Source organism: Cellulosimicrobium sp. KWT-B (assembly GCF_002127155.1).
Lineage (GTDB): Bacteria > Actinomycetota > Actinomycetes > Actinomycetales > Cellulomonadaceae > Cellulosimicrobium > Cellulosimicrobium funkei.
The window spans coordinates 183,546-210,530 of the sequence record NZ_NEDO01000007.1 but is presented as its reverse complement, the minus strand read 5'-3'; the positions used below and the strand labels follow the sequence as shown (position 1 = coordinate 210,530).

The window sequence follows — 26,985 nt, the reverse complement described above, 5'->3', positions numbered from 1 at the left end:
CGGCTGTCCGCCCGGGGCCCCCGGTCCTCGCGTGCACCCGCCCCGACGCCCAGACCCGCGGCGTCCCGGGCCCTCGGTTCACGACCACGCGAGACCCGCGCGTAGAATCGACCGGCCCCTGACCCGGGGTCCCTACCGACCAGCGAGGTAAGACCTCCGATGTTCTCCTTCATCTCGCGGCGTGTGCTGGCAGGGTTGGCGACCCTCCTCGTGTCCACGTTCGCGATGTACCTGCTCGTCGACGCCGCGATCCGGCCGTACATCTTCGCGGATCTCGAGTCGAGCACGAAGCCCAACAAGGCCGAGCTGATCGCCCAGCGCACCGCCGACCTCGATCTCGACACCCCGTCGGTGATCCGCTACTTCAAGTGGCTCGGCGACTTCGTCACCGGCGACCTCGGCACGGCCTGGCAGAGTGGCCAGTCCGTCTCGACGCTGCTCCAGGGCGCCGTCATCTCGACGATCCAGCTCGTCGCCGCCGCGACCGTCCTCGCCGTGGTCTTCGGCGTCATGGTCGGCATCGTCAGCGCGCTGCGGCAGTACAGCACCTTCGACTACCTGACGATCTTCGTCTCGTTCGTGCTCTACTCCCTCCCGGCCTTCTGGGTCGCCGTCCTGCTCAAGCAGTGGGGCGCGATCGGCTTCAACGACTTCCTCCGCGACCCGAACCTCTCGATCCTCGTGATCGTCGGCATCGGCGCGATCTCCGGCCTGCTGTGGTCCCTCGCCTTCGGCGGGACCGCGCGGCGGCGGCTCACGGTCTTCGGCCTGGGCTTCGCGGCGAGCGCGCTCGCGCTGCTCTACCTGCAGCTCTCCGGCTGGTGGGAGAAGCCGAACCTCGGCCCGGTCATCATCGTCGTCACGGGTGCCGCGCTGGCCTTCGCCATCACCGCGCTCGTCTCGGGGCTGAAGAACCGCCGCGCGCTCTATGCGTCGCTCACCACCGTCCTGATCGGGGTCGTCGTCTACTTCCCGATCCAGTCGGTCCTCAAGCAGGTCGACAACTGGTGGATCGTGCTGGTGCTCGCCGTGGTCACCGTCGGCGTCGGCATCGGGGTCGGGTACGCGTGGGGCGGTCCCGACAAGGGGGTGTCCGCGCGTGCTGCGGCCATCACCGCGTTCCTCGTCGGGTCCATGGTCTTCGTCGACAAGGTGATGTCGGTCTGGCCCGCGTACTTCGGCGCACCGGCGATCAACGGCCGGCCCATCCCGACGATCGGCAACAGCACGCCGAACCTCGGCGGCAACTTCTGGGTGCAGGTCCTGGACCAGTACACCCACCTGCTGCTCCCGACGATCGCGCTCGTGCTCATCCAGTTCGCCGGGTACACCCGCTACTCGCGCGCGAGCATGCTCGAGGTGATGAGCCAGGACTACATCCGCACGGCGCGGGCGAAGGGTCTGCCGGAGCGGACCGTCGTCATGCGCCACGGGTTCCGCAACACGCTGATCCCGCTCGCGACGATCGTCCCGATCGACGTCATCACGCTCCTGGGCGGCGCGATCATCACCGAGAAGGTGTTCGCCCGGCCCGGCATGGGCCTGCTCTTCCTCAACGCGCTGCAACGCGGCGAGATCGACCCCGTCATGGCGTACCTCGTCATCGTCGCGGCCCTCGCCATCATCGCCAACATCGTGGCTGACCTCATCTACGCAGCCCTCGACCCGCGGATCCGGGTGAACGCATGACCAACACACCGAACGACGCGTCGCAGAGCGGCGCGGTCGAGAACCAGATCGAGCTGCGCGAGGTCGAGGGCCTGTCCCAGGGCCAGATCGTCCGCCGTCGCTTCTTCCACCACAAGGGCGCCGTGGTCGCGCTCGTCGTGCTCGTCGGCATCGTCGCGCTCGCGATCACCTCGATCGGCATCGGCGGCTGGCAGGGCTGGTACGCCTACAAGCCGTCCGGGCAGGGCTCCACGTACCCCCTGGTCAACGGCGGTGCACCGTCCGAGGCGCACATCTTCGGCCAGGACGAGGCAGGTCGTGACGTGTTCGCCCGCGTCATGCAGGGCACCCAGACCTCGTTGCTCGTCGTGCTCTCCGTCGGCGTCATCGCGACGATCGCGGGCGTCCTCGTCGGGGCGCTCTCCGGGTACTACCGCGGTCGTACCGACTCGTGGCTCATGCGGTTCACGGACCTCATCATCACGATGCCGGTCATCGTCATCGGTGCGGTGCTGGCCCTGCTCTCGGGCGGCAGCAACGCGCTCATCCTCGGGGCGTTCCTCGGGCTCGTGCTGTGGCCGCCGCTCGCGCGCCTCGTGCGCGGCGAGTTCCTCTCGCTGCGCGAGCGCGAGTTCGTCGACGCCGCCCGCGTCGCGGGTGCGAGCGACGGGCGGATCATCTTCAAGCACATGCTGCCGAACGCGGTCGGCGTGATCATCGTCAACGTCACGCTGCTCATGAGCTCGGCGATCCTGCTGGAGACCGCGCTGAGCTACCTCGGCGTCGGCATCCAGGCGCCTGCGACCTCGCTCGGCAAGCTCATCAGCGACTACCAGGAGGCGTTCGCGACGCGTCCGTGGCTGTTCTGGTGGCCGGGTCTGTTCATCGTCGCCATCGCGCTGTGCGTCAACTTCATCGGTGACGGCCTGCGTGACGCGTTCGACCCCCGTCAGAAGCGCATCCCCTCCGAGCGCAAGATGGCCCGTGCGAAGCGCGTCGCCCGCCCGACGGCCGCCACGGCGCCGAGCGCGACCGGCGAGGCCGGGGCCAGCTGATGACCGCCGTCGTCGCCGCCCGCCCGGGAGGTCGTGGACCTCTCGGGCGGCGCGGCGCGCCGCGGTCAGACGGTGAGCGCCACGACCGTCCCCACCGCGAGCGCGCCCAGCACGGCGAGCTGCACGACGTGCCACGTCGTGCGGGCGCCGGGGGCGCCCTGGACCGCCCGGTCGAGGTGGCCGGCCGCCGCGAGCATCGCGTGGCGCTGCGTCACGGCGTCGGCCACGGCCTCGGCGCTCGCGCCGGTGACCACCTGCTCCTGGCCGACGGCGCGCCGTCGCGAGCTGCGCAGCCAGCGGGCCGTGCCGCTCGAGCGGGGCGCGGACCACGCGGTCACGCGTCCGCCGGCGTAGCGCACCTCGAGCGAGTAGCGGGTGTCGACGCCCTCGTACGCCGTCCACGGCACGTGCACGGTGCGCGTGACATTGCGGACCTCGACCCCGCCGTCGGACACCTCGACGGCGGGACGCCAGAACAGCATCCAGACGAGGTACGTCACGAGCGCGGCGGGCACCAGTGCGCCGACGACCGCGCCGACGTCCCCCGTCAGGGCCGTGCTCACGCCCAGGGCGACGGCGACGACGCCCGTCGCCACCGTGAGAACTCGGCCGTACGTCGAACGGAAGACCAGCGTGGGACCCATGCGCCCATGCTCGCAGAGTCGCGGCGCCACGAGCGCCGGCTCCAGCAGGAAGGACACTGATCAGCGTGGCCATCGAGACGTCTCCCGCGGCCCCGGCCGCGCGCCAGGGCAGCCCCGTGCTGACCGTGCGCAACCTCGGCGTGGACTTCTACGTCGACAAGGCCTGGTACCCCGCGGCCGCGGACGTGAGCTACGACCTCCACTCCGGTGAGGTCCTCGCGATCGTCGGCGAGTCCGGCTCGGGCAAGTCCCAGTCGTCGCTCGCGCTGCTGGGCCTGCTCCCGCCGAACGGCCGCGCCAGCGGCTCGGCGAAGCTCGGCGACCGCGAGCTCATCGGCATGTCGCACGGCTCGCTGCGGCACGTCCGCGGCAAGGAGATCTCCATGATCTTCCAGGAGCCGATGACGGCGCTGAACCCCGTCTACACGGTGGGCTTCCAGATCGTCGAGACCATCCGGACGCACTTCAACGTCGGCCCCGCCGACGCGAAGAAGCGCGCGATCGAGCTCCTGCGGCTCGTCGAGATCCCCGAGCCCGAGCGCCGGTTCGACGCGTACCCGCACCAGCTCTCCGGCGGTCAGCGCCAGCGCGCGATGATCGCGCAGGCCCTCGCGTGCGACCCGAAGCTCCTCGTCGCCGACGAGCCCACCACGGCGCTCGACGTCACGGTCCAGGCGGAGATCCTCAAGCTCCTGCGCGACCTGCGCTACCGCGTCGACGCGGCGATCATCCTCATCACGCACGACATGGGCGTGGTCGCCGACATGGCGGACTCGATCATGGTCATGAAGGACGGCCAGGTCGTCGAGCGCGGCACGTCGGCCGAGATCTTCGGCAACCCGCAGCACCCGTACACGGTGCGCCTCCTCGAGGCCGTGCCGCACCTCGGCTCCAAGCGCGGCACGACGACCGCCACGGACCGCGTGCCCGCGGGCGCCCCGGTCCCGGAGCGGCCGCTCGTGCTCGACGCGCAGGACATGGTCATCGAGTACCCGGGCCGCGGCCGGCAGGCGGCGTTCCGGGCGGTCGACGAGGTCTCGCTCCAGATCCACCAGGGCGAGGTCGTCGGCCTGGTCGGCGAGTCCGGCTCCGGCAAGACGACGATCGGCCGCGCGGCCGTGGGTCTGCTGCCCGTCACGGGCGGCTCGCTGAAGATCGTCGGGACGGACATGGTGGGCGCCCGGCCCAAGGACCTCAGGCCGCTGCGCACCGAGGTCGGCATCGTCTTCCAGGACCCGGGGTCGTCGCTCAACCCGCGCCTGCCCATCGGCGAGTCGATCGGCGAGCCGCTCATGCTGCACAAGGGCGTCAAGGGCAAGGAGCTCAGCCGCGAGGTCGAGCGCCTGCTCGACCAGGTCGAGCTTCCCCGGGCCATGCGCAACCGCTACCCGCACGAGCTCTCGGGCGGTCAGCGCCAGCGCGTCGGCATCGCGCGGGCGCTCTCGCTCGAGCCGAAGCTGCTCGTCGCGGACGAGCCGACGTCGGCCCTCGACGTGTCGGTCCAGGCGAGGGTCCTCGACCTGTTCACCGACCTGCAGCGCGAGCACGGGTTCGCGTGCCTGTTCATCTCGCACGACCTCGCGGTCGTGGAGCTGCTGTCCGACCGCATCGCCGTGATGCACAAGGGCAAGCTCGTCGAGGTGGGCGACACGTCGCAGATCGTGCACGAGCCGAAGCACGCGTACACGCAGCGCCTGCTCGCCGCCGTCCCCGTCCCGGACCCGGCCGCGCAGCGCGAGCGCCGCGCCGCGCGCGACGCCCTCCTCGAGGCCGCCGCCCGCGACATCGCGAACGACGAGGTGTCCTCGCTGGCGGACGAGGAGCGCGCGCTCGCGGCGGCGCGCGAGGACGTGGACCACGAGCGCAGCGCCCCGCCCACCGCCGGCGCCGGCTTCTGACCGCACGCTCCACGGCTCGCAGAGCCCTCACGACGTCCCGGGGGCGGCCGCGCACGCGGCCGCCCCCGGGGCGTTCCGGCTGCCAGGACCGGCGCTGCTGCTGCTGCCGGGGCGGGCGTTCCGGTTGCCGGGGCCCGCGCGTCCGACAAGCCTTGAGGCCATGAACGCCCCGCACCACGAGACGCCCCGCGAGCCAGCACGTGACGAGGAGGCCGCGCCAGCGCCCGACGGGGGAGGGGCCGACGCGCCCCGCGACGAGGGCGCCGTGACGACCGACGCCGCGACGACCGACGCCGCGACGTCCGACGCCGGGGTGACGGACGCCGTCGGGCCGGGCACCGGCTCCGCGCCGGTCGTGTCCTCGCACGACCCCGACGCCCCCCGGACGGGCCGGCCGGACCCGCGCGTCTTCTACCCGGCGGCGGGGATCATCCTGGTCTTCGTCCTGCTCACGGTGCTCTTCACGGACACCGTCACGGCGGTGCTGGACACGCTCCAGACCGACGTCATCGGCGCCTTCGGCTGGTACTACGTGATCGTGGTCGCGGGCTTCGTCGTCTTCTCGCTGTGGATGGGCCTGAGCCGGTTCGGCGACATCGTGCTCGGCAAGGACGAGGAGACCCCGCTCTTCCGCCTGCCCGTGTGGTTCGCGATGCTGTTCGCCACCGGGATGGGCATCGGCCTCGTCTACTGGGGCGTCGCCGAGCCGCTCTCGCACTACGTGAGCCCCAAGCCCGGCGTCGAGGGGAGCGACGCGTCGCTCGCGCAGGCCGCGATGGGGCAGAGCTACCTGCACTGGGGCATCCACGCGTGGGCGATCTACGTCGTCGCCGGGCTCGCGCTCGCGTACGCGATCCACCGCAAGGGCCGCCCCGTGTCGATCCGGTGGGCGCTCGAGCCGTTGTTCGGCGACCGCGTGAAGGGGCGTCTCGGCGACGTCATCGACGTCGTCGCGATCATCGGCACCGTCTTCGGCGTCGCGACGTCCCTCGGGTTCGGCGTGCTCCAGATCTCCGCCGGGCTCGGCTACCTCGACGTGGTCGAGCCGAGCACGGCGCTGCAGATCGGGCTCATCGTGGCGATCTCGGCGCTCGCGACGCTCTCGGTCGTGTCCGGTCTCGGCAAGGGCATCAAGTGGCTGTCGAACGGCAACATGATCCTGGCCGGCGTGGTCCTGGCGCTCGTGCTGGTCCTCGGCCCGACGCTGTTCCTCCTGCGCGAGTGGGTCCAGTCGCTCGGCTACTACCTGCAGAACGTCGTGCGTCTCACGTTCGACACCACCGCCTTCCAGGGCCAGGCCGGCCTCGAGTGGCAGTCGCAGTGGACGATCTTCTACTGGGGCTGGTGGATCTCCTGGGCCCCCTTCGTCGGGGTGTTCATCGCCCGGATCTCGCGCGGTCGCACGGTCCGCGAGTTCGTCCTCGGCACCCTCCTCGTCCCGACGATCGTCACGACGCTCTGGTTCTCCGTGTTCGGCGGGTCGGCGCTGTACCGCGAGCTCATGGAGCCCGGCAGCATGCTCGTGGACGGCGAGGTCGACACGGACACCGCGCTCTTCCAGCTGTTCGACGGCATGCCCCTCGGGAACGTCCTCGCCGTCGTGGGGATCGTGCTCATCGTCATCTTCTTCGTCACGTCGTCGGACTCCGGCTCGCTCGTCGTCGACATGCTCGCGAGCGGGGGGAACCCGAACCCGCCCACCTGGAGCCGCATCTTCTGGGCGGGCACCTCCGGCCTGCTGGCCATCGCGCTCCTGCTCGCGGGCGGTCTCCAGGCGCTACAGACGGCGGCGATCCTCATCGCGCTGCCGTTCTCCGTGGTGATGATCGGGATGGCCGTGTCCACGGTGCGCGCGCTCCGGGTCGAGCACGCCGCGATCCTGCGCGCCGAGCGGCGCGCGGCGCGCGCCGCGCTCACGGAGCACGTGACGACGCGCGTCTCGGAGTCGATCTCCGAGCAGTGGGAGGAGCTCTACCCCGACCGCCCGGACCGGTGGCGCGCGCTCGTGCGTCGCCCGCGGCGCAAGACGCCCTCCGGAGGAGGCACCTCCTGAGGAGGCGCCTCCGAACGGTGCACGACGGCGGGCATGGTGTCCCGAGCGCGGACCCGGTAGGATAGCCGGGCCCGGGTGACGGCCCGTGCTCCGTGATGCTGCGGCGGGCCGAGCCCGCCGTCGTGCGCGCTGAGGTGGCCGGCCGTCGTCGCCCCTCGTACCCCACGAAATGAGAACCGTAGATGTCTGTGCGCTCCGACCTGCGCAACGTGGCGATCGTCGCCCACGTCGACCACGGCAAGACCACGCTCGTCGACGCGATGCTGCGCCAGTCCGGCGCCTTCTCCGCGCACCAGCACGTGGACGAGCGCGTCATGGACTCCGGTGACCTCGAGCGCGAGAAGGGCATCACCATCCTCGCGAAGAACACCGCGGTGCGGTACGCCGGCCCGGCGGCCGCCGCGGTGGGCGAGCCCGACGGCATCACGATCAACGTCATCGACACCCCGGGCCACGCCGACTTCGGCGGCGAGGTCGAGCGCGGTCTGTCCATGGTCGACGGCGTGGTGCTGCTCGTGGACGCGAGCGAGGGCCCGCTCCCGCAGACCCGGTTCGTGCTCCGCAAGGCGCTCGCCGCGAAGCTCCCGGTGATCATCGTCGTCAACAAGGTCGACCGGCCCGACTCGCGCATCACCGAGGTCGTCGCCGAGGCGACCGACCTGCTGCTGGGCCTCGCGTCCGACCTCGCGGACGACGTGCCGGACCTCGACCTCGACGCGATCCTCGACGTCCCGGTCGTCTACGCGTCCGCGAAGGCCGGCCGCGCGTCGCTCGACCAGCCGTTGGACGGCCAGCTCCCCTCGAACGAGGACCTCGAGCCGCTGTTCACGACGATCCTCGAGAAGATCCCCGCCCCGACGTACGACGAGGGCGCGCCGCTCCAGGCGCACGTGACGAACCTCGACGCGTCGCCGTTCCTCGGCCGCCTCGCGCTGCTGCGCATCTTCAACGGCGAGCTCCGCAAGGGCCAGGTCGTCGCGTGGGCGCGCCACGACGGCACGCTCCAGAGCGTGAAGATCACCGAGCTGCTGGAGACGAAGGCGCTCGACCGCGTCCCCACGGATAAGGCCCGGCCCGGCGACATCGTCGCCGTCGCGGGCATCGCGGACATCACGATCGGCGACACGCTCACCGACCCCGACGACCCGCGCCCGCTGCCGCTCATCACGGTCGACGACCCGGCCATCTCGATGACCATCGGGATCAACACCTCGCCGCTCGCGGGCAAGGGCGGCAAGGGCCACAAGGTCACGGCCCGCCAGGTCAAGGACCGCCTCGACGCCGAGCTCGTCGGCAACGTGTCGCTGCGCGTGCTCCCGACCGACCGCCCCGACGCGTGGGAGGTGCAGGGCCGCGGCGAGCTCGCGCTGGCGATCCTCGTCGAGCAGATGCGCCGCGAGGGCTTCGAGCTCACGGTCGGCAAGCCGCAGGTCGTCACGCGCACGATCGACGGCAAGACGCACGAGCCCATGGAGCGCATGACGATCGACGTCCCCGAGGAGTACCTCGGCGCCGTCACCCAGCTCCTCGCCCAGCGCAAGGGCCGCATGGAGACCATGTCGAACCACGGCACGGGCTGGATCCGCATGGAGTTCATGGTCCCGGCGCGCGGCCTCATCGGGTTCCGCACGCGGTTCCTCACCGAGACGCGCGGCACCGGCATCGCGTCGTCGATCTCCGAGGGCTACGAGCCGTGGGCCGGCGCGATCGAGACCCGCACCACGGGCTCGCTCGTCGCCGACCGCGCGGGCAAGGTGACGCCGTTCGCGATGATCAACCTCCAGGAGCGCGGCTCGTTCTTCGTCGACCCCACGCAGGAGGTCTACGAGGGCATGATCGTCGGCGAGAACTCGCGCAACGAGGACATGGACGTGAACATCACCAAGGAGAAGAAGCTCACGAACATGCGGTCCTCGACGGCCGACAACTTCGAGAACCTCGTCCCGCCGCGCCACCTCACGCTCGAGGAGTCGCTGGAGTTCGCGCGCGAGGACGAGTGCGTCGAGGTCACGCCCGAGGTCGTCCGCATCCGCAAGGTCGTCCTCGACCAGACCGAGCGCGCCCGCGCGGTCTCGCGCGCGAAGCGCGCCTGACGCCACCCCCGGGGTGACCGTCCCGCAGAGCCAGCAGGCCGCCGTCGGGCACGACGGCGGCCTGCTGGCCGTCCACGCCCACCCCGACGACGAGACCCTGGCGACGGGCGCGCTGCTCGCGACCTGGGCTCGCGCGGGGGAGCCCGTCACCGTCGTGACGTGCACGCGAGGAGAGCGGGGCGAGGTGATCGACACCCCCGCGCACCCGACGGGCGTCGGGCACCTCGAGGGCGACGGGCCCGCGCTCGCGGCGTTCCGCGAGACCGAGCTCGCCCGCGCGCTCGCCGCGCTGGGTGTGCGGGACCACGTCTTCCTCGACACCGTCACGAGCCCGGTCGAGCCGTCGGACGGCGGCGCGACCGTGCGGTACGAGGACTCGGGGATGGCTTGGGTCGCGCCGGGCGTGGCCGGCGGGGTCGCGACCGAGCAGCTCCCGCCGCGCGCGTTCGTCGGCGTCCCGCTCGACGAGGCCGCCGCCCGCCTGGCGGCGGTGGTCCGGGACCGGCGTCCCGCCGTCGTGGCGACGTACGAGGCGGGCGGCGGCTACGGCCACCCCGACCATGTCCGGGCGCACGACGTCACGGTCCGCGCGCTCGAGCTCCTCGCCGCGGACGGCGATCCGCTGCCCGCGCTGTGGCAGGTCGTCGCCCCCGAGACCACGGTGCGCGCGGCACGCCGCGCGCTCGCCGAGCACCCCGGCGCGCGCGAGCTGCTCGCGGCCGACGCGCGGCTCACGCTCCCGGACCCGGACGAGGCGCTGCCCCCGCTCGCGCGTCCCGACGCGTCGCTGCCCGCGCTCGTGAGCGTCCCGGTGGGGCCCGTGCTCGACGACGTGCTCGGCGCGATGCGCGCGCACGCGACGCAGGTCCAGCACGTGACGGCCGCCGCGGGGGGCGAGCCGGTGCTGCTCGGGTGGTACGCCCTGAGCAACGACGTGCTGGCGCCCGTCCCTTCACACGAGTTCTACGCTCCCTCCGGCCCTGCTCTCCCGGGCGACCAGGTCCCGCCCGGACCCACGCGTTAGCCTGGGGCCCGTGGAGACCGGTATGGGGCGGCTCGTGGGCCGCGGGGTGGCGTGCGCGCTCGTGGGCGCGCTCGTCGGGCTCGTCGGCACGGTCGCGCACCGGGCGCACCTCCTGGGCGTCGACCTCCCGGGCGGGGCCGGGCTCGGCATCGTGCTCGCCCTGCTCACCGTCCTCGCGGCGGCCACCCTGGCCCGCGCCTGGGGCGGGATGGCGGGTCTCCTGGGCTTCGGCATCGGGTGGGTCGTCGTCGTGCAGCTCCTCTCGCTCGAGGGGCCGGGGGGCGACGTGCTCGTCCCGAGCGAGGTCGTCGGGTACGTCTGGATCTACGGCGGCATGCTCGTGGTCGCCGCGGCGGCCTTCCTGCCCCGGTCGTGGTTCAGCGACCGCCCGGTCCGCACGGCCCAGCACGGGCGTCCCACCAGGCACGACGGACCCGAGAACCCCCTCGCGTCCCGCTAGTATTCGCCGTGCGGATCCCCGCACACCCCTCGTCGTCGCGCGGACCGCCGCGCGCCTTTCGTCACGGAGACAGTGGATGGGTCAGCCGACCGACCGAGACGCCGATCTCGACTCCCCTCAGGACGCCGTGCCGGAGCCCGCCGAGACGGTCGAGCCCGCGGCTCCCGAGACGGCGTCCGGCCCCGACGCGCAGCGCACCGACGCGTCCGGCGACGTCGCCCCGAGTGCTCCTACCCCGACGGACGAGCCGACGGGCGCGTCGACGGACACCGCCCCGGACGGCCTCGCCCCCGCCGCGCCTGCGGACCCCGGTCCCGAGGGTGCCGGCTCGGCCGAGCCCGGCCCCGCACCCGGCGCGACCTCGGCGGACGACGTGCCGACCTCCGTGGAGCCGGTGGCCGACGCGCCGGCCACCGGCGCAGGCACCGCCGACGCGTCCGAGGCTGGCTCTCCCGCCGCGGAGAGCCGCCCGGAGGTCGCCTCCTCGGAGCCGGTCGCCGCTGCGGAGCCGCTCGCCGCTGCGGAGCCGCTCGTGACCTCGGAGCCTGTCGCGGCCCCCGAGCAGACGGCCGCGCAGCCCACCGCCGCCTCGGAGCAGGGCTCCGCCGTGCCGGACGACGCGAGCCTGGCACCGGCCCCGTCGTCGGACGCCGTGGACGCGAGCCCGGCCACTCACGCGACGACGCCCGCCTCTGTAGCGGACGAGGCCCCCGCCGAGACCCGCGCGACGACCGGGACGGACGCGCACGCCGGTGCTCCGGCGAGCGCCGCCGTCGAGCCCGACGCCCAGGACACCCCGGTCGAGAGCGGTCCGGAGTCGCCCGTCGCGGAGTCGCCCGTCGCGGAGTCGCCCGTCGCGGACGCGTCCGCGCTGGGCGGGTCGACGGCCGACCCGACCGAGGCGAGCGGCGAGCCGACGTCGACCACCTTCGACGCGCCGGTCGCCGGCGCTGCCGCAGGCCCGGTCCCTGTCGGCACCGCGGGCGGCGGCACCACGGCCGAGAGCAGCCCGGGGACGGTCGGCGCTGCCGGCGTCAGCGGCGCGGACGAGGCCGACGAGGAGCCGTACGTCCCGCGCGTGTTTGCGTTCGACCCGGACGTCCCCGCGGTGCTCGTCCCCGCACCGGGCGCACAGGCCGACGCCCCGGACGACACGGCCTCGGTCGCGGCGGCCGCGGACGCCTCGTCCGCGAGCAGCGCGACACCGGAGGACCCGACGTCGGCCGACCGGTCGGCCGCCGCGGCCGGGGGAGCCCCGGCCGACGAGCGCGTGGCCGAGCGGACCGCCGTCGTGCCCGTGGTGCCGACGCCGGCGGACGGCCCGGCTCGTCCCGCGGGCGAGGGGAGCGACGCCGCGCCCGACGCGACGCAGGTGATCCCGCCCGTCGACCCGTGGTCGCGGCCCGCGCCCGTCGTGCGCACGTCGATCCTGTCGCCCGCGTCCCCCGACGAGCCGGCGAGCCCGGCGCCGGACGCCGCCGGCGCGACCGCTCCGGCGGAGGCCCCCGCGGGGGCCCCGGCCGAGGGCCCCGGTGCGACGGCGTCGGCGACTGCCGCGGGGACCGCCGCACCGAGCGCGTTCACGCCGGTCCCGCCCGACGACTCGCGCGAGGCCTCGCCCTTCGAGGGCTTCGACGAGGACGGGCCGCGGCGCGGCTGGGCCCGCGGGCTGCTGTGGACGGGGATCGCCGTCCTGGTCCTGGGCGGCCTGTACACCGGCGCCCAGTGGTTCTACTCCGACAAGGTCCCGAGCGGGACGAGCGTCGCCGGCGTCGACGTCGGTGGCCTGTCCCGGACGGCGGCCGAGGACCGGCTCGAGTCGGAGCTCGGGCCGCGCGCGGCCGAGCCGATCACGCTCGCCGCGGGCGAGGCGAGCACGACGCTCGACCCGGGGACGGCGGGCCTGACCTTCGACGCCGCAGGGACGGCCGAGGAGCTCACGTCGTTCTCGATGAACCCGGCGCGCCTGTGGCAGCACCTGTTCGGCGGCAAGGACGCGGAGCCGCTGGTCACGGTCGACGACGCGGCCCTCGACGCCCAGGTCGAGGCGCTGCGCGGCAGCCTCGAGATCGAGCCCGTGGACGGGGCCGTGCAGTTCGTCGACGGCGCGCCCACGAGCACGCCGGCCGCGGACGGCTCGGCGCTCGTCACGGACGAGGTGCCCGCGACCATCACGGAGAGCTGGCTCGTCACCGACGGGCCGGTCGAGCTGCCCACCGAGCCCGTCGAGCCCACGATCACGCAGGACGAGACGGACGCCGCGCTCGCCCTGGCGGAGAAGGTCGTGTCCGCGCCCGTCGTCGTCTCCGTCGGCGGCCAGTCGCCGGAGCTGCCCCCCGAGGCGCTCGCCGCGGCCGCCTCCTTCGCGGCGACGGACGGCGTCCTCACCCTGACCTTCGACGGCCCGGCGCTCGTGCAGTCCGTGGTCGACCGGACGAACGACCTGCTCACGGCGGCCGACGACGCGCACTTCGTCTTCCGGGACGGCGCGCCGGTGATCGAAGGCGGCCAGCCCGGCACGACGATCGACCCGGCGGCCATCGCGACGGCCGTCACGACGGCCGCCTCGGGCGACGAGCGCACGGCGACGGTCGAGCTCGTCGAGTCGGACCCGGAGCAGTCGGTCGCGGCGCTCGAGGCGCTGGGGATCAAGGAGAAGGTGTCGGAGTTCTCGACGCCCGTCCCCAACGTCCCCGTCCGCACCGCGAACCTGCAGCGCGGGGCGGAGAAGGTGAACGGGACGCTCGTCAAGCCGGGGGAGACCTTCTCGCTCGTCGACACGCTCTCGCCCATCACGCTCGAGGGCGGCTACTACGCGGCCGGCATCGTCGAGAGCGGGCGCCACACCGAGGGCGTCGGCGGCGGCCTGTCGCAGATGGCCACGACCACGTACAACGCGGGCTTCTTCGCGGGGCTCGAGGACGTCGAGCACCGCCCGCACAGCTACTGGTTCGAGCGCTACCCCGCGGGCCGCGAGGCGACGATCTTCGTGGGCTCGATCGACATGAAGTTCAAGAACGACACCCCGTACGGCGTCCTCATGCAGTCCTGGGTCGGCGGCGGCCAGCTGCACGTCGCGGTCTGGAGCACCAAGTACTACGACGTCGAGACGTCGTCGAGCGGCAAGTCGAACGTGGTCCAGCCGACGACCGTCACGCACTCGGGCGCCGACTGCGCCCCGACGCCCGCGGGCAGCCCCGGCTTCTCCATCACGAACTACCGCAAGGTCTACCACGAGGGCGAGCTCGTCAAGGACGAGTCCTACCGGTGGACCTACAAGCCGGACAACGCGGTCGTCTGCGAGTAGACCCGGTCCACCCACACACCACGGAGGTCCCATGCTCGGACGCAGCGAACGGGAGTCGGGAGCGCAGGCGCTGCTCGCGGCCACGGCGGCGGGATGGGTCGACGGCGACCCGACGGAGGCGCTGCTCGACCTCGGGTCGACGACGGCGACGCTGTCGACCGTCGCGAGCATCGACGCGCTGGCCGCCGTCGTGCACCTGGGCCACCCGGCACAGCCGTCGCACGAGCTCGAGCGCGCGCTGCTCGCGGCGCCGCCGTCGCTCGTCCTGACCGGCGCGTCGGCGGTGCCGTCGCAGTGGGTCTGGGTCGGGCGGTCGACGGCGGCCCGCGACCTGACGGGGCACGTGGTGGTCGACGAGGCGGGCATGCGCGACCGGCGCCACGTGCTGCGCACGATGGGCGTCAGCCCGTCGCTCGTCCCGACCCGCACCACGCTGGAGGAGCGGGTCGCGCTCGCCGGCGCCGACGGCAGCCTCGTCGTGGAGCGCTCGGTGGCCCACGGGCCGCTCGCCGCGCTCGGCTACGCCGAGCTCCCGGGGAGCGAGCTCCTCGGCGAGGGCGCGCCCGTCTGGTACGGGCTGCTGGAGAGCCGCGACGCGGCGCCGCGGGCGGAGGGCGTCGCCCAGGTGTGGCTCGCGTTCGGGCCTCGGGACGACCACCGCGGCTCGCTCCAGGAGACGCTCGCGCTCGTCGCCGCCGCCGGGATCGACCTGCAGCACCTGCGCAGCCACCGCTCGCAGGCGGGGCCGCACATCTTCTTCTGCGCGTTCTCGTGCCCTGACGCGACGACGCTCGACGCCCTCGTCACGGGGTTCGGGGAGCGGGGCGTCGCGCACCGGGTGCTCGCGGTCCTGCCCGGGCAGGAGTTCGTGCCCGGCCCGGACGCGCTCGAGCCGCGCTGGGCGACCGCCCCCGACCCCGTCCACGCGTGAGCGTCGGATACCTCGGCCCCGAGGGGTCGTTCACCCACCAGGCGGCGGCCGCGTGGTCGGCCGAGCACGGCCCGGTGGGTGCCGGGCTCGCGGCCCGCGAGACCGTCGCGGACGTCTTCGCGGGCGTGGCCGCGGGCGAGCACGAGCGGGGCGTCGTCGCGATCGAGAACACGGTCGAGGGGTACGTCGTGCCCTCGCTCGACGCGATCGTCGGGAGCGCGAGCGTCGTCGCGGTCGACGAGGTCGTGCTCGACATCTCGTTCGACGCGTTCGCGCGCCCGGGCCACGGCGACCTCACCGAGGTGACGGCGCACCCGCACGGCCTCGCGCAGTGCCAGGGCTTCGTGCGCCGGACGGGCCTCGTCCCGGTCGCGGCGTCGTCGAACGCCGCGGCGTGCCGCGACGCCGGCCCGCACCAGGTCGCCCTCGGCCCGACGATCTGCGGTGAGCTCTACGGCCTGGAGACGGTCGAGCGCGCGGTCGAGGACTTCGCGGGCGCGCGCACCCGGTTCCTCGTGCTGGCGCCACGTGCAGAGGCCGCCGCGGCGCTCGGCCGGGCACGCAGCAGCGGCGAGACGACGTGGCGCACGATGCTCGCGGTGACGCCCGTCGTCACGGGACCGGGGGTGCTCGCGCGCATCACCCAGTCCTTCGGCGCGCGGCGCGTCAACCTCTCGAGCCTCATCACCCGGCCGCTCAAGGCCGTCGCGGGCACCTACGCGTTCGTCCTCGTGGTCGACGGCGCGCCCTGGGACGCGCCGGTGCGCGCGGTCCTGGAGGACCTCGTCCGGGCCGGGGACGCGCTCAAGACGCTTGGGGTCGTCCCGGCACGCGGCGAGCTCGACGGGGCGGTGCGCGCCGACGTCGACGCCGCGCACGTCCCGGTCGGGAGCGTCGACGCGTCGACCGACGCGGCAGGCCTCGCGTCGGGGCTGCTGTGGTGACCGCCGCGGGTGCCGCGCCGGAGCCGGGCACGTCCCGCGCGGTGGTCCGTGTCGGCGTCGTCGGCCTCGGTCTCGTCGGCGGCTCGGTCGCCCGGCTCCTGCACGACCGTGGGGTCGAGGTGACCGGCTACGACGCCACGGCGACCACGCGCGCGGCGGCGCGCGCCGTCGGCCTGCGCGTGGTCGGCGACGTCGCGGAGGTCTGCGCCGACGAGCCGGACGTCCTCGTGCTCGCCGTGCCGCTGCGCGCCATGCGGGCGGTGGCGGCCGACGTCGCCCGGCACGTGCGGGGCGCGACGGTCGTGACGGACGTCGGCAGCGTCAAGGGCGCGGTGCGCGACGCCGTCCGGTCCGCAGGGCTCGACGCCCGGTACGTCGGGGTGCACCCCATGGCCGGGACCGAGCACTCGGGCTTCGAGGCGTCGGACCCCGCGATGCTCGTGGGCGCGCGCTGGGCCGTGACGGTGGACGCGACCACGCGACCGGACGCGTTCACGACCGTGCTGCGGCTCGTCACGGGCCCGCTCGGCGGCACGGTGCACGTGCTCACCGACGACGTCCACGACGAGTCCACCGCGCTGGTCAGCCACGTCCCGCACGTCCTGGCCACCGAGCTCCTGGGCGTCGTCGCCGACGCGCCCGTGCGCGACGTCGCGCTGGGCCTCGCCGCGGGCAGCTTCCGCGACGCGACGCGCGTGGGGCGCACCGACCCGCGCCGGACCGAGGCCATGGTCACGGACAACGCCGCGTGGGTGGCGTCCGCGCTGCGCGTCGTCGTGCGCGACCTCGAGCAGCTCGTGCGCGCGCTGGAGACCAACGCGCCCGTGGGGGAGTTCTTCGACCGGCCCGACCCGGTGCGCGCCGCGACGGGCGGCACCGGCGAGCCCGTGCGCGTCGACCTCGACGACGCGGGCACCTGGCGCGAGACGCTCACCGCGGCGGGGGCGCGCGGCGCCGTCGTCGTGGACGTCGAGGACCGGGCGGTCGTCGTCGCCTGAGGTGCGACCGCGGTCCCGGCGTCGCCCGGGGCGGGTCACGTCGTCGCCGGGCCCCGTCGCGAGGCCCCGTCGACCGGTCGCCCGTCGGGCCCGGTCGTCAGTCCGGGCGCGACGCGGGCCGTCGCGGCGGCCGCGGCGGGACCGGCTTGCCGGCCACGATCGCGTCGAGCGGCACGGAGACCAGGGGAGGGGCGTCGTCGCGCGGGCCGTGGCCGCGGTGCGGCGGGGCGCTGCCGCCCGCGTCCTCGCGCAGCACGAGCGTGGTCGCGGTGGTCTCCACGACCACCCCGATCACGTCGGTGAGGGGCTTGCCCGCGGCGGCGGCGTCGTCGGGCGAGAGCCTGCGGCGGACGACGACCCGCGTCCCCGGCGCCCACGTCGTCCAGGGCGAGTCGGGCACGCGGCGGCTCCTCGGGTCGTGTGACGTTCGTCCACGGGCTGGTCAGAGAGGGTCGGGCACCGCCCGACCTGAGCGATACTAGTCGTGCATGTCCCTGTCATGACCTCGCCCCTCGCCGGGCCGGGTCCGGACGAACCCAGAAAGGTACTCGGTCGTGACTTACGTGATCGCCCAGCCGTGCGTGGACGTCAAGGACAAGGCGTGCATCGAGGAATGTCCTGTCGACTGCATCTACGAGGGCAAGCGGTCGCTCTACATCCACCCGGACGAGTGCGTCGACTGCGGCGCGTGCGAGCCGGTCTGCCCCGTCGAGGCGATCTACTACGAGGACGACGTGCCGACGGAGTGGAGCGACTACTACCGCGCCAACGTCGAGTTCTTCGACGACCTCGGCTCGCCCGGCGGCGCCGCGAAGATGGGTCTCATCGAGAAGGACGACCCGATGATCGCCGCTCTGCCGCCGCAGGCCTGAGCCTCCGGCGCCGGCGCTCGTGGGACTCGCCGACCTCTCCGGTCTCGCCTATCCCTGGGACACGCTGACCCCGTACGCGGAGCGCGCGCGAGCGCACCCCCGCGGCGTGGTCGACCTCTCCATCGGCACGCCGGTGGACACGACCCCCGCCGTGGTGCGCGACGCGCTCGCCGCCGCGTCCGACGCGCACGGCTACCCGACGACGCACGGGACGCCCGCCCTGCGCGAGGCGGTCTCCGCGTGGTTCGCCCGCCGTCGCGGCGTCCCCGGCCTCGACCCCGACGCCGTGCTCCCCACCGTCGGCAGCAAGGAGCTCGTCGGGCTGCTGCCCTCGCTCCTTCGGCTCGGGCCGGGCGACGTCGTCGTGCACCCGCGGACGGCGTACCCCACCTACGACGTCGGCGCGCGCCTCGCGGGCGCGACGCCCCTCGCGACGGACGACGTCGACGCGTGGGCCGGGCGCGACGACGTGCGCCTGGTCTGGGTCAACTCGCCGAGCAACCCGACGGGCCGGGTGCTCGATGCCGCGCACCTCGCGCGCGTCGTCGCCGCGGCCCGCGAGATCGGTGCGGTCGTCGCGAGCGACGAGTGCTACGCGGAGCTCGCGTGGACCGAGCCCTTCACGACGACCAGTGTCCCGAGCCTGCTCGACCCGGCGGTGTGCGGCGGGTCGCACGACGGCCTGCTCGTCACCTACTCGCTCTCCAAGCAGTCGAGCATGGCGGGATACCGCGCGGCGTTCGTCGCCGGGGACGCGGCGCTCGTCGCGGACCTGCTCGCGACGCGCAAGCACCTCGGCATGATCGTCCCCGCGCCGGTCCAGGCCGCGATGGTCGCGGCCCTGTCCGACGACGCGCACGTCGCCGCGCAGCGGGACGTCTACGCACGCCGCCGCGAGGTGCTCGTCGACGCCCTCACCGGCGCGGGCCTCGTGATCGACCACTCCGAGGCGGGCCTCTACCTGTGGACGCGGCCCGCCGACGAGGCGGCCGGCGACTGCTGGCTGACGGTCTCGGCGCTCGCGGACCGGGGCATCCTCGTCGGGCCCGGGGCGTTCTACGGGACCGAGGGTGCGGGGCACGTGCGCGTCGCCCTCACCGCGACCGACGAGCGGGTCCACGAGGCCGCGGCTCGACTCTCCGGAGGCCTCCCGCTGGCGTGACCTGGATCACAGCGGGTGTGGTGTTCTCGTGACGGTTCCTGATTGGTCACGTGCGGGTGAGGCGGGGTACGGTCGACCGCGCGGCAACGGCGCGAGCAGCAGCAGGAAGGGAACCATGACCACCACTCAGCAGGCGAAGGTCCGCCTCCTCGTCGACGACCAGGCGCAGGACCTGCCCGTGGTCGCGGCGACCGAGGGCAACGACGGCATCGTCGTGTCCTCCTTGCTCAAGTCGACCGGCCTCGTGACCGTCGACCCCGGCTTCATGAACACCGCGTCGTGCGAGTCGAGCATCACGTACATCGACGGCGAGGCCGGGATCCTCCGGTACCGCGGCTACCCGATCGAGCAGCTCGCCGAGCGGTCGAGCTTCCTCGAGGTCGCCTACCTCCTCATCCACGGCGAGCTCCCCGACGCCGCGACGCTCGACGCCTTCGTCGAGCGCGTCAACCGGCACACGCTCGTGCACGAGGACTTCCGCACGTTCATGGGCACGTTCCCGCGCAACGCGCACCCCATGGCGGTGCTGTCGTCCGCGATCAACGCGCTGTCCACGTTCTACCCCGAGTCGCTCGACCCGTTCGACGACGAGACGGTCGAGCTCGCGACGGTCCTGCTCCTCGCGAAGTCGCGCACCATCACGTCGTACCTGCACCGCCGCCGCGTCGGCGAGCCGCTGCTCTACCCGGACTACTCGCGCGGGTACGTCGACGACTTCCTGCGCATGACGTTCGCGACGCCGTACCAGCAGTACGAGGCCGACCCGGTCGTGGTCGACGCGCTCGACAAGCTGCTCATCCTGCACGCCGACCACGAGCAGAACTGCTCAACCTCGACGGTCCGCGTCGTCGGGTCCTCGCACGCGAACCTCTACGCGTCCGTCGCGGCCGGGGTCAACGCGCTCTCGGGCCCCCTGCACGGTGGCGCGAACGAGTCGGTGCTCACCATGCTCGACAAGATCGCGGGCGCGGAGTACGACGTCGACACCTTCATGAAGAAGGTGAAGAACAAGGAGGACGGCGTCCGCCTCATGGGCTTCGGCCACCGGGTCTACAAGAACTACGACCCCCGCGCGGCGATCGTCAAGAAGTCGGCCGACGCCGTGCTCTCCACCCTCGGCAAGAAGGACCAGCTCCTCGACATCGCCATGGGCCTCGAGGAGATCGCGCTCAACGACGACTACTTCATCGAGCGCAAGCTCTACCCCAACGTGGACTTCTACACGGGCCTCATCTACAAGGCCATGGGCTTCTCGCCCGCCATGTTCACGCCGCTCTTCGCGCTGGGCCGCATGCCCGGCTGGATCGCGCAGTGGCGCGAGATGATGAAGGACCCGCAGACCAAGATCGGCCGCCCGCGCCAGGTCTACGTCGGCGAGACCGAGCGCGACTACGTCGCCGTCTCCGACCGCTGACGCCCGTTCACCGAGACGCCGCGCCGCTCACCCCACGGTGAGCGACGCGGCGTCTCGTCGTCCGTCCGGCGGCTGCCCCCGGGACGAGACGCGAGACGTGGCCCCGACGCGGGGTGCGTGAGGGCCGCTTCTCCCGTCTCGGCGGGGCACCGTCCGCGACACCGCGCCGGCGCGGGCCGACGGCGGTCGGTCAGGACGCGTCGGGGACGGCGACGTGGACGCGCAGGGTGCCCGGGTCGAGCGGGGCGAGGTCGGCCGGGTCGGGGGTGGTCCACGTCGAGCCGTCGCGCGACCAGCGGCGGTCGCCGACCTCGACGGCGACGACGTTCGTGGCGTCCGCCGTCGCGACGGCCCACTGGGCGACGGCCCACGCCGACCGCTCGACGCCGCCGTCCTCCGCGGCGCCGGGGAGCGCGGACGCGTCGAGCACGACCAGGCCCCCGTCCCCGCCGTCCGACGGCGCGACGCGGACGGCGTCGCCGAGGTCGCGCGCGACGCGCTCCCGGAACGGCTCGGCCGGGTCGCCGTCGGCGGGGACCTCCTCCGCCGGGACCGCCGCGAGGTCGCACGTGAGCGACGCGGGCGACCAGCCGGTCAGCGCGGACGCCCAGGCGCGCGAGCGGGGCTCGTGCTGCGCGTACGCGTCGGGGAACGCGGACCGCTGGACGGTCTGCGCGGCGACGGTGACCTCCATGCCCTCGTACCCCTCGACCGTCTCGAGCGCGTCGTAGAACGTGTTGGTCGAGTAGACCGGGTCCATGATCTCCGCGACGGTGCCCCACCCCTGCGAGGGGCGCTGCTGGAAGAGGCCGACGGAGTCGCGGTCGCCGTAGTCGATGTTGACGAGCCGCGACTCCTGCAGCGCGGTCGCGAGCCCGATGGTGGCGGCGCGGGCGGGCAGCCCGCGCTGCACGGTGGCCCCGGTGATCAGTGCCGCGTTGTCGGCCTGCGTCACGGAGAGGTACCACGTGCGGCCGTCGGCGGTCGCGGCGCAGCGCTCCGCGACGGGCGTCGCGTCGTCGAGCCGGTTGAGCGCGACCACGACCGCGCCGACCCCCACCGCGGCCACCGTGACGAGGGTGACCGCGGTGCGCAGGGGGCGTCGGCGCGACCGGACGCGCCCCGGCGCCGGGGCGTTCGGGGAGCGCGGGGGCTGCGTCGTCGTCATCGTCGAGGCGGGGCGTGCTCGGGAGGGGCCGGTCAGTTCGCGTGCAGCGCGGCGTTGAGCTCGACGCCCGCGCCCGTCCGCGAGACCGCCTCGACCCCGCCGGTCAGCGAGTTGCGCCGGAAGAGGATGCCGGACCGGCCGGCGAGGTCGCGCGCCTTGACGACGAGCGGCTCGCCCGAGGCGTCCTGCTGCCCGACGACCGTCACCTTGGTCCCGGCGGTGACGTACAGGCCGGACTCCACGACGCAGTCGTCGCCGAGCGGGATGCCGAGGCCCGCGTTCGCGCCGAGCAGGGAACGCTGCCCGACCGAGATGACCTCGCGGCCGCCGCCGGACAGCGTGCCCATGATCGACGCGCCGCCGCCCACGTCGGAGCCGTCGTCCACGACGACGCCCGCCGAGATGCGACCCTCGACCATCGACGTGCCGAGCGTGCCCGCGTTGAAGTTCACGAAGCCCTCGTGCATCACGGTCGTGCCGGCCGCGAGGTGCGCCCCGAGGCGCACGCGGTCCGCGTCGGCGATCCGGACGCCCGACGGGACGACGTAGTCCACCATGCGGGGGAACTTGTCGACGCCGAGCACGGTCACGGGCTGGCCGGTCGCGCGCAGGCGCAGGCGCGTCTCCTCGAAGCCGTCGACGGCGCACGGGCCGTGGTTCGTCCACACGACGTTCGTCAGCACGCCGAAGAGGCCGTCGAGGTTCAGGCCGTGCGGGACGACGAGGCGGTGGGAGAGCAGGTGCAGGCGCAGGTAGGCGTCGGCGGTGTCGGCGGGGGCGGCGTCGAGGTCGATCTCGGTCCGCACCACGACGACGTCCACGCCGCGCGGCTCGTCGCGCTCGGCGAGCGCGTCGAGGGACGCGGGGACGGCGGCGTCCGCCGGGGCGGCGCCGAGCTCCGGCGCGGGGTACCAGACGTCGAGGGTCGTGCCGTCGTCGGTGACGGTCGCCAGGCCGTAGCCCCACGCCGTACGCGGCTCGGACGCGCCCGCCGAGGGGGCGGGCGCGGGGGTCGCAGAAGTCATGCGCCCACCCTATCCGGCACCGGTAGGGTGCTGGCGTGACGTCTCCCACCCCTGGTACCGGACCCGTGCTCGACCTCCGCGGCGACCTCGTCGCCCTGTTCCGCGCGGTGTGCGACGTGCCGTCCGTGAGCGGGGACGAGCGCGCGCTCGCGGACGCGGTCGAGGCCGCGCTGCGCACGGTCGCGCACCTGGAGGTCGTCCGCGACGGCGACACGGTCGTCGCGCGCACGGCGCTCGGCCGGGAGCGGCGCGTCGTGGTCGCGGGCCACCTCGACACGGTGCCGCTCACGGTCCCGCCGAACCTGCCGACGCGCGTCGTCGGCGAGGGCGCGCACGCCGAGGTCTGGGGCCGCGGCACGGTCGACATGAAGGGCGGCGTCGCCGTCGCGCTCGCGCTCGCCGCGGAGCTCGACGCCCCGGCGCAGGACGTCACGTGGGTCTTCTACGACAACGAGGAGGTCGCGGCGGACCTCAACGGGCTCGGGCGCCTCGCGCGCAACCGCCCGGACCTGCTGGAGGCGGACTTCGCGGTGCTCGGTGAGCCCACGTCCGCCGGCCTCGAGGGCGGGTGCAACGGGACGCTGCGCGCCGAGGTGCGCGTGCCGGGCGTCGCGGCCCACTCGGCGCGCTCCTGGACGGGGACGAACGCGATCCACGCCGCGCACGAGGTGCTGGACCGCCTGGCCGCATACGTCCCCCAGGAGATCGAGGTCGACGGCCTCGTGTACCGGGAGGGCATGAACGCCGTCGGCATCACGGGGGGCATCGCGGGCAACGTCGTGCCCGACGAGTGCGTCGTCACGGTGAACTTCCGGTTCGCCCCCTCCCGCAGCGTGGCCGAGGCCGAGCAGCACGTCCGCGACCTCTTCACCGGGTTCGCGGTCACGCTCACCGACGCGGCGCCAGGCGCGCGGCCCGGCCTCGACGACCCGCTCGCGGCGGACTTCGCGGCGGCCGTCCTCGGCGTGACCGGCGGGGCGCCGGCCCCGAAGTACGGCTGGACCGACGTCGCGCGCTTCGCCGAGCTCGGTGTCCCGGCGGTGAACTTCGGCCCCGGGGACCCGCTGCTCGCGCACAAGGACGACGAGCGGTGCCCCGTCGGGCAGCTCGCGCTGTGCCGCGACGCGCTCCGTGCGTGGCTGACGGCCGCCCCTGCGGCATAGGCTCGTGACCATGAGCGACACGGTGCGTGACCAGCCAGGTTCCGACGACGGCGTGCCCCAGACGGGCAGCGGGTACCGCAAGGGTCCGGTGCTGCTGCGCGGGGACCAGATCCCGGGCCAGACGACGGACCAGCGCCTCCTCGACTCGCGGGGGAGCGCGGACTGGGTGCACTCCGACCCCTGGCGCGTGATGCGGATCCAGAGCGAGTTCGTCGAGGGCTTCGGGGCGCTCGCGGAGGTCGGCCCGGCCGTCTCCGTGTTCGGCTCGGCGCGCACCAAGCCGGACCACCCGGACTACGCGCTCGCCGAGGAGGTCGGGCGCCTCCTCGTCGACGAGGGCTTCGCCGTCATCACCGGTGGCGGCCCCGGCATCATGGAGGCGGCCAACAAGGGCGCGTCCGACGCCGGCGGCCTGTCGATCGGGCTCGGCATCGAGCTGCCGTTCGAGCAGGGGATGAACCGCTACGTCAACCTCGGCGTGAACTTCCGCTACTTCTTCGCCCGCAAGACGATGTTCGTCAAGTACGCGCAGGGCTTCGTCGTGCTGCCGGGCGGGTTCGGCACGTTCGACGAGCTGTTCGAGGCGCTCACGCTCGTCCAGACGCACAAGATCACCGAGTTCCCCGTCGCGCTCGTCGGGACGGACTACTGGACCGGCCTGCTCGACTGGGCGCGGACCGCCGTCGTGGGGCGCGGCATGATCAGCGAGCACGACCTCGACCTCATCCACCTGTGCGACGACCCGGCCGAGGCCGTCGAGTACGTGTGCGACCGCGGCGCCGAGCTGCGCGCGGAGGAGCGCGAGGCGACCGAGGAGCTCGCCCGGGCGCAGGCCGGCGACGCGAGCTGACGGGCGCGGCACGATGACCGCAGGTCCCGGCGCGCCCGGCTCCGGCGCGGGCGAGCCGGGGGCGCGCCCGTCCGAGGGCGCGCCCGTCCCGCTGCCGTCGCTCGGGGTGCCGCCGCGCGGCACGTCGGTCGTGCTGCGCGGGCGCGAGCTCGACCGGCCCGCCGTGATGGCCATCGTCAACCGCACCGACGACTCGTTCTACGCCGGCGCGCGCCAGCTCGACGACCGCCAGGCGCTCGCCGCCGTCGAGCGCGCGGTCCGCGAGGGCGCCGAGATCCTCGACGTGGGCGGCGTGCGCGCCGGGGTCGGCCCGGAGGTCACCCCGGCGGAGGAGATCCGCCGCGTCGTCCCGTTCGTGGCCCGCGTGCGGTCGGAGTTCCCGGAGCTCCTCGTCAGCGTGGACACGTGGCGGGCCGACGTCGCGCACGAGGCGGCGCTCGCGGGCGCGGACCTCGTCAACGACACGTGGGCCGGGCACGACCCGCGGCTCGTCGAGGTGGCCGGGCAGCACGGCATCGGGGTGGTGTGCTCCCACACCGGGGGAGCGCGGCCGCGCACGGACCCCGTCCGCGTCGACTACCCGGCCCGCCCCGGAGCGGCCGACCCGCGCGACGGCGTCGTGCAGGACGTCGTGACGACGCTGCGGACCGCGGCCGAGCGGGCGGTGTCGTGCGGCGTCCCGCGCGCGTCGGTGCTCGTCGACCCGACCCACGACTTCGGCAAGAACACGTGGCACTCGCTGCACCTGCTCCGCCGCACCGAGGTGCTCGCGGGACTGGGCTTCCCGCTCCTCATGGCCCTGTCGCGGAAGGACTTCGTGGGGGAGACGCTCGACCTCCCGGCCGACGAGCGACTCGAGGGCACGCTCGCGGCGACGGCCGTCGCCGCGTGGCTCGGCGCGCGCGTCTTCCGCGCGCACGACGTCGCGGCGACGCGCCGCGTCCTCGACCTGGTCTCCGCCGTCCGCGACGAGACGGCCCCGGCAGCGGCCCTGCGGGGCCTGGCGTGACGACGCCGCGCACGGCCGCCCTCCCCGCGGCGCGGGCGCGGCTGCTGCGGCCCGCCACCTGGCGGTGGTGGGTCCAGGTGCTCGTGGTCTACGCCCTGGCCCGGGCGGTGAGCGCCGTCGTCCTGCTCGTCGCCGCGCGGTCCCAGGAGCAGAACCTGTGGACAGACGCCGCGCCGTCGTACCTCGCCTACGTCGGCCGGATGTGGGACGCGAGCTGGTACGAGCAGATCTACGCCTCCGGCTACCCGGACACGCTCCCCGTGGGCCCCGACGGCGCCGTGCAGCAGAACGTGTGGGCCTTCTTCCCGCTCTTCCCCGCGCTCGTCCGCGCGCTCGACGCGGTCACGGGGCTCGGCTGGGAGGTGCTCGCACCGACCGTCGCGCTCGCGTGCGGGGCGGGCGCGGCGCTCGTCGTCCATCGGCTCGTCGCGACGGCCGGGGCGGCCGCCGTCGAGCGCCGCCCGGGCCTCCCGCTCGCGACGGTGCTGCTCGTCAGCGTCTTCCCCTCCAGCCCGGTCCTCCAGGTCGCCTACACCGAGTCGCTCGCCCTGCTCCTCGTGGCCGGTGCGCTGCTCCTGCTCGCGCGGCGCCGCTACGCCGGGGCGGCGCTCCTCGTCGTGCTCCTCGGCTTCTGCCGCGCGGTCGCGCTGCCGATGGCGGCCGTCGTGCTGTGGCACGGGTTCGTGCGATGGCGCCGCGGGGACCTGCGCGGGCCCGACGCCGCCCGGCTGGGCGGGCTGCTGGTCGTCGCCCTCGGGAGCGGGCTCGTGTGGCCCTGGCTGTGCGGCGCGGTGACGGGCGTGCACCAGGCGTACTTCCGCACCCAGGAGGCCTGGCGCGGCGGCGCCGAGGTCGTGCCGTTCGTGCCGTGGGTGGACGTCTCGCGGTGGCTCGCGGGCGACGCCGGCCCGTGGCTCCTCGCGCTCGTCCTCGTGGTGGCGGCCGCGCTCGTGCTCAACCCGGTGGCGGCGCGTCTCGGCCCGGAGATGCACGCGTGGTCCGGGGCGTACCTGGCGTACCTCGTGGCGACGGTCCAGCCGGGCACGTCGCTCGTGCGCTTCCTCCTGCTCGCGTTCCCGCTCGGCGCGGTGACGGTCGGGTGGACGCGGTCGCGCGCGTGGCTCGCGGCGGTGACCGTCGCGTGCGTCGTGGGCCAGGTGTGGTGGGTCTGGTCGCTGTGGCGGCTGGTCCCGCCGTCGGGCTGGCCGCCGTGACCGGGACGCCCGGGATGTCGGCACGCGTGAACT

22 protein-coding genes are annotated in these 26,985 nt (G+C 74.2%); 18 read left to right on the top strand and 4 right to left on the bottom strand.

Annotation, left to right across the window (positions count from 1 at the left end):
* Positions 1-159: 159 nt before the first annotated feature.
* The gene (locus B9L22_RS19010) at positions 160-1,689 is read left to right on the top strand and encodes an ABC transporter permease (RefSeq protein WP_086151508.1); all 1,530 of its coding nucleotides are present in this window, start codon (positions 160-162) and stop codon (positions 1,687-1,689) included.
* Complete coding sequence (locus B9L22_RS19005) at positions 1,686-2,723, top strand: ABC transporter permease (RefSeq protein ID WP_086151507.1); 1,038 nt, start codon at positions 1,686-1,688, stop codon at positions 2,721-2,723. Before B9L22_RS19010 ends, B9L22_RS19005 begins: the two co-directional genes overlap by 4 nt.
* Before the next feature lie 65 nt (positions 2,724-2,788).
* Here the strand turns inward: B9L22_RS19005 and B9L22_RS19000 are convergent, their stop codons facing one another.
* A complete protein-coding gene (locus tag B9L22_RS19000; RefSeq protein ID WP_086151506.1) occupies positions 2,789-3,367 on the bottom strand; it encodes a PH domain-containing protein in 579 nt (192 codons plus the stop codon).
* Positions 3,368-3,432: 65 nt separating this feature from the next.
* Between B9L22_RS19000 and B9L22_RS18995 the strand changes: the two genes are divergently transcribed.
* The 9 genes from B9L22_RS18995 (at position 3,433) to B9L22_RS18955 (ending at position 17,075) form a co-directional block, all read left to right on the top strand.
* A complete protein-coding gene (locus B9L22_RS18995; protein ID WP_228485270.1) occupies positions 3,433-5,265 on the top strand; it encodes an ABC transporter ATP-binding protein in 1,833 nt (610 codons plus the stop codon).
* A gap of 160 nt (positions 5,266-5,425) precedes the next feature.
* Positions 5,426-7,318, top strand: coding sequence for a BCCT family transporter (locus tag B9L22_RS18990; RefSeq protein WP_086151505.1), 1,893 nt, complete (start codon positions 5,426-5,428; stop codon positions 7,316-7,318).
* A gap of 182 nt (positions 7,319-7,500) precedes the next feature.
* Positions 7,501-9,411: a translational GTPase TypA gene (gene typA / locus B9L22_RS18985; protein ID WP_086151504.1), complete on the top strand. Its 1,911-nt coding sequence runs from the start codon at positions 7,501-7,503 to the stop codon at positions 9,409-9,411.
* A gap of 13 nt (positions 9,412-9,424) precedes the next feature.
* Positions 9,425-10,435, top strand: a complete 1,011-nt coding sequence (locus B9L22_RS18980) for a PIG-L family deacetylase (protein WP_086151503.1) — start codon at positions 9,425-9,427, stop codon at positions 10,433-10,435.
* 10 nt (positions 10,436-10,445) lie between these two features.
* Complete coding sequence (locus B9L22_RS18975) at positions 10,446-10,895, top strand: DUF6113 family protein (RefSeq protein ID WP_198947345.1); 450 nt, start codon at positions 10,446-10,448, stop codon at positions 10,893-10,895.
* 76 nt (positions 10,896-10,971) lie between these two features.
* Positions 10,972-14,202, top strand: coding sequence for a VanW family protein (locus B9L22_RS20595; RefSeq protein ID WP_086151502.1), 3,231 nt, complete (start codon positions 10,972-10,974; stop codon positions 14,200-14,202).
* Between the two features lie 31 nt (positions 14,203-14,233).
* A complete protein-coding gene (locus B9L22_RS18965) occupies positions 14,234-15,133 on the top strand; it encodes a hypothetical protein (protein ID WP_086151501.1) in 900 nt (299 codons plus the stop codon).
* The gene (locus B9L22_RS18960; RefSeq protein ID WP_233140240.1) at positions 15,130-16,077 is read left to right on the top strand and encodes a prephenate dehydratase domain-containing protein; all 948 of its coding nucleotides are present in this window, start codon (positions 15,130-15,132) and stop codon (positions 16,075-16,077) included. Before B9L22_RS18965 ends, B9L22_RS18960 begins: the two co-directional genes overlap by 4 nt.
* Positions 16,074-17,075: a prephenate dehydrogenase/arogenate dehydrogenase family protein gene (locus tag B9L22_RS18955; RefSeq protein ID WP_233140239.1), complete on the top strand. Its 1,002-nt coding sequence runs from the start codon at positions 16,074-16,076 to the stop codon at positions 17,073-17,075. The genes B9L22_RS18960 and B9L22_RS18955 overlap by 4 nt, the downstream gene beginning before the upstream one ends.
* Before the next feature lie 97 nt (positions 17,076-17,172).
* Here the strand turns inward: B9L22_RS18955 and B9L22_RS18950 are convergent, their stop codons facing one another.
* Positions 17,173-17,475 (bottom strand): hypothetical protein, encoded by a 303-nt coding sequence (locus tag B9L22_RS18950; RefSeq protein WP_034651460.1) that lies wholly within the window; start codon positions 17,473-17,475, stop codon positions 17,173-17,175.
* A gap of 154 nt (positions 17,476-17,629) precedes the next feature.
* On the opposite strand from B9L22_RS18950, the gene fdxA reads away from it, so the two are divergent.
* The 3 genes from fdxA (at position 17,630) to B9L22_RS18935 (ending at position 20,523) form a co-directional block, all read left to right on the top strand.
* Entirely contained in the window at positions 17,630-17,947 is a 318-nt protein-coding gene (fdxA, locus tag B9L22_RS18945) for a ferredoxin (RefSeq protein ID WP_024841122.1), read from the top strand.
* A 19-nt stretch (positions 17,948-17,966) separates the two neighbouring features.
* A complete protein-coding gene (dapC, locus tag B9L22_RS18940; protein WP_086151499.1) occupies positions 17,967-19,109 on the top strand; it encodes a succinyldiaminopimelate transaminase in 1,143 nt (380 codons plus the stop codon).
* Positions 19,110-19,224: 115 nt separating this feature from the next.
* Positions 19,225-20,523 carry a citrate synthase gene (locus B9L22_RS18935; RefSeq protein WP_021482791.1) on the top strand — a complete coding sequence of 433 codons (1,299 nt, stop codon included), beginning with the start codon at positions 19,225-19,227 and terminating at the stop codon, positions 20,521-20,523.
* Positions 20,524-20,713: 190 nt separating this feature from the next.
* Here the strand turns inward: B9L22_RS18935 and B9L22_RS18930 are convergent, their stop codons facing one another.
* Positions 20,714-21,691, bottom strand: coding sequence for a hypothetical protein (locus tag B9L22_RS18930; RefSeq protein ID WP_198947344.1), 978 nt, complete (start codon positions 21,689-21,691; stop codon positions 20,714-20,716).
* A gap of 32 nt (positions 21,692-21,723) precedes the next feature.
* Positions 21,724-22,716 (bottom strand): 2,3,4,5-tetrahydropyridine-2,6-dicarboxylate N-succinyltransferase, encoded by a 993-nt coding sequence (gene dapD, locus B9L22_RS18925; RefSeq protein ID WP_086151498.1) that lies wholly within the window; start codon positions 22,714-22,716, stop codon positions 21,724-21,726.
* Positions 22,717-22,751: 35 nt separating this feature from the next.
* On the opposite strand from dapD, the gene dapE reads away from it, so the two are divergent.
* From dapE to B9L22_RS18905, 4 genes are read left to right on the top strand one after another with little or no spacing between them, the layout of a single operon-like run.
* Positions 22,752-23,879 (top strand): succinyl-diaminopimelate desuccinylase, encoded by a 1,128-nt coding sequence (dapE, locus tag B9L22_RS18920; protein WP_233140238.1) that lies wholly within the window; start codon positions 22,752-22,754, stop codon positions 23,877-23,879.
* Between the two features lie 10 nt (positions 23,880-23,889).
* Positions 23,890-24,729: a TIGR00730 family Rossman fold protein gene (locus B9L22_RS18915; RefSeq protein WP_086151496.1), complete on the top strand. Its 840-nt coding sequence runs from the start codon at positions 23,890-23,892 to the stop codon at positions 24,727-24,729.
* Positions 24,730-24,742: 13 nt separating this feature from the next.
* On the top strand, positions 24,743-25,738 hold the full coding sequence (gene folP / locus B9L22_RS18910; protein ID WP_086151495.1) for a dihydropteroate synthase: 996 nt from the start codon (positions 24,743-24,745) through the stop codon (positions 25,736-25,738).
* Positions 25,735-26,952 (top strand): hypothetical protein, encoded by a 1,218-nt coding sequence (locus B9L22_RS18905; RefSeq protein ID WP_086151494.1) that lies wholly within the window; start codon positions 25,735-25,737, stop codon positions 26,950-26,952. Before folP ends, B9L22_RS18905 begins: the two co-directional genes overlap by 4 nt.
* The last annotated feature ends 33 nt before the right edge of the window (positions 26,953-26,985 follow it).

Excerpts from the sequence above, each read along its gene's own strand:
- B9L22_RS18965 (WP_086151501.1), top strand. The coding sequence starts at position 14,234 with ATGCTCGGACGCAGCGAACGGGAGTCGGGAGCGCAGGCGCTGCTCGCG.
- B9L22_RS19005 (WP_086151507.1), top strand. The coding sequence starts at position 1,686 with ATGACCAACACACCGAACGACGCGTCGCAGAGCGGCGCGGTCGAGAAC.
- dapD (WP_086151498.1), bottom strand. The coding sequence starts at position 22,716 with ATGACTTCTGCGACCCCCGCGCCCGCCCCCTCGGCGGGCGCGTCCGAG.
- B9L22_RS18915 (WP_086151496.1), top strand. The coding sequence starts at position 23,890 with ATGAGCGACACGGTGCGTGACCAGCCAGGTTCCGACGACGGCGTGCCC.
- folP (WP_086151495.1), top strand. The coding sequence starts at position 24,743 with ATGACCGCAGGTCCCGGCGCGCCCGGCTCCGGCGCGGGCGAGCCGGGG.
- B9L22_RS19010 (WP_086151508.1), top strand. The coding sequence starts at position 160 with ATGTTCTCCTTCATCTCGCGGCGTGTGCTGGCAGGGTTGGCGACCCTC.
- B9L22_RS18935 (WP_021482791.1), top strand. The coding sequence starts at position 19,225 with ATGACCACCACTCAGCAGGCGAAGGTCCGCCTCCTCGTCGACGACCAG.
- B9L22_RS20595 (WP_086151502.1), top strand. The coding sequence starts at position 10,972 with ATGGGTCAGCCGACCGACCGAGACGCCGATCTCGACTCCCCTCAGGAC.
- B9L22_RS19000 (WP_086151506.1), bottom strand. The coding sequence starts at position 3,367 with ATGGGTCCCACGCTGGTCTTCCGTTCGACGTACGGCCGAGTTCTCACG.
- B9L22_RS18990 (WP_086151505.1), top strand. The coding sequence starts at position 5,426 with ATGAACGCCCCGCACCACGAGACGCCCCGCGAGCCAGCACGTGACGAG.
- B9L22_RS18930 (WP_198947344.1), bottom strand. The coding sequence starts at position 21,691 with ATGACGACGACGCAGCCCCCGCGCTCCCCGAACGCCCCGGCGCCGGGG.
- typA (WP_086151504.1), top strand. The coding sequence starts at position 7,501 with ATGTCTGTGCGCTCCGACCTGCGCAACGTGGCGATCGTCGCCCACGTC.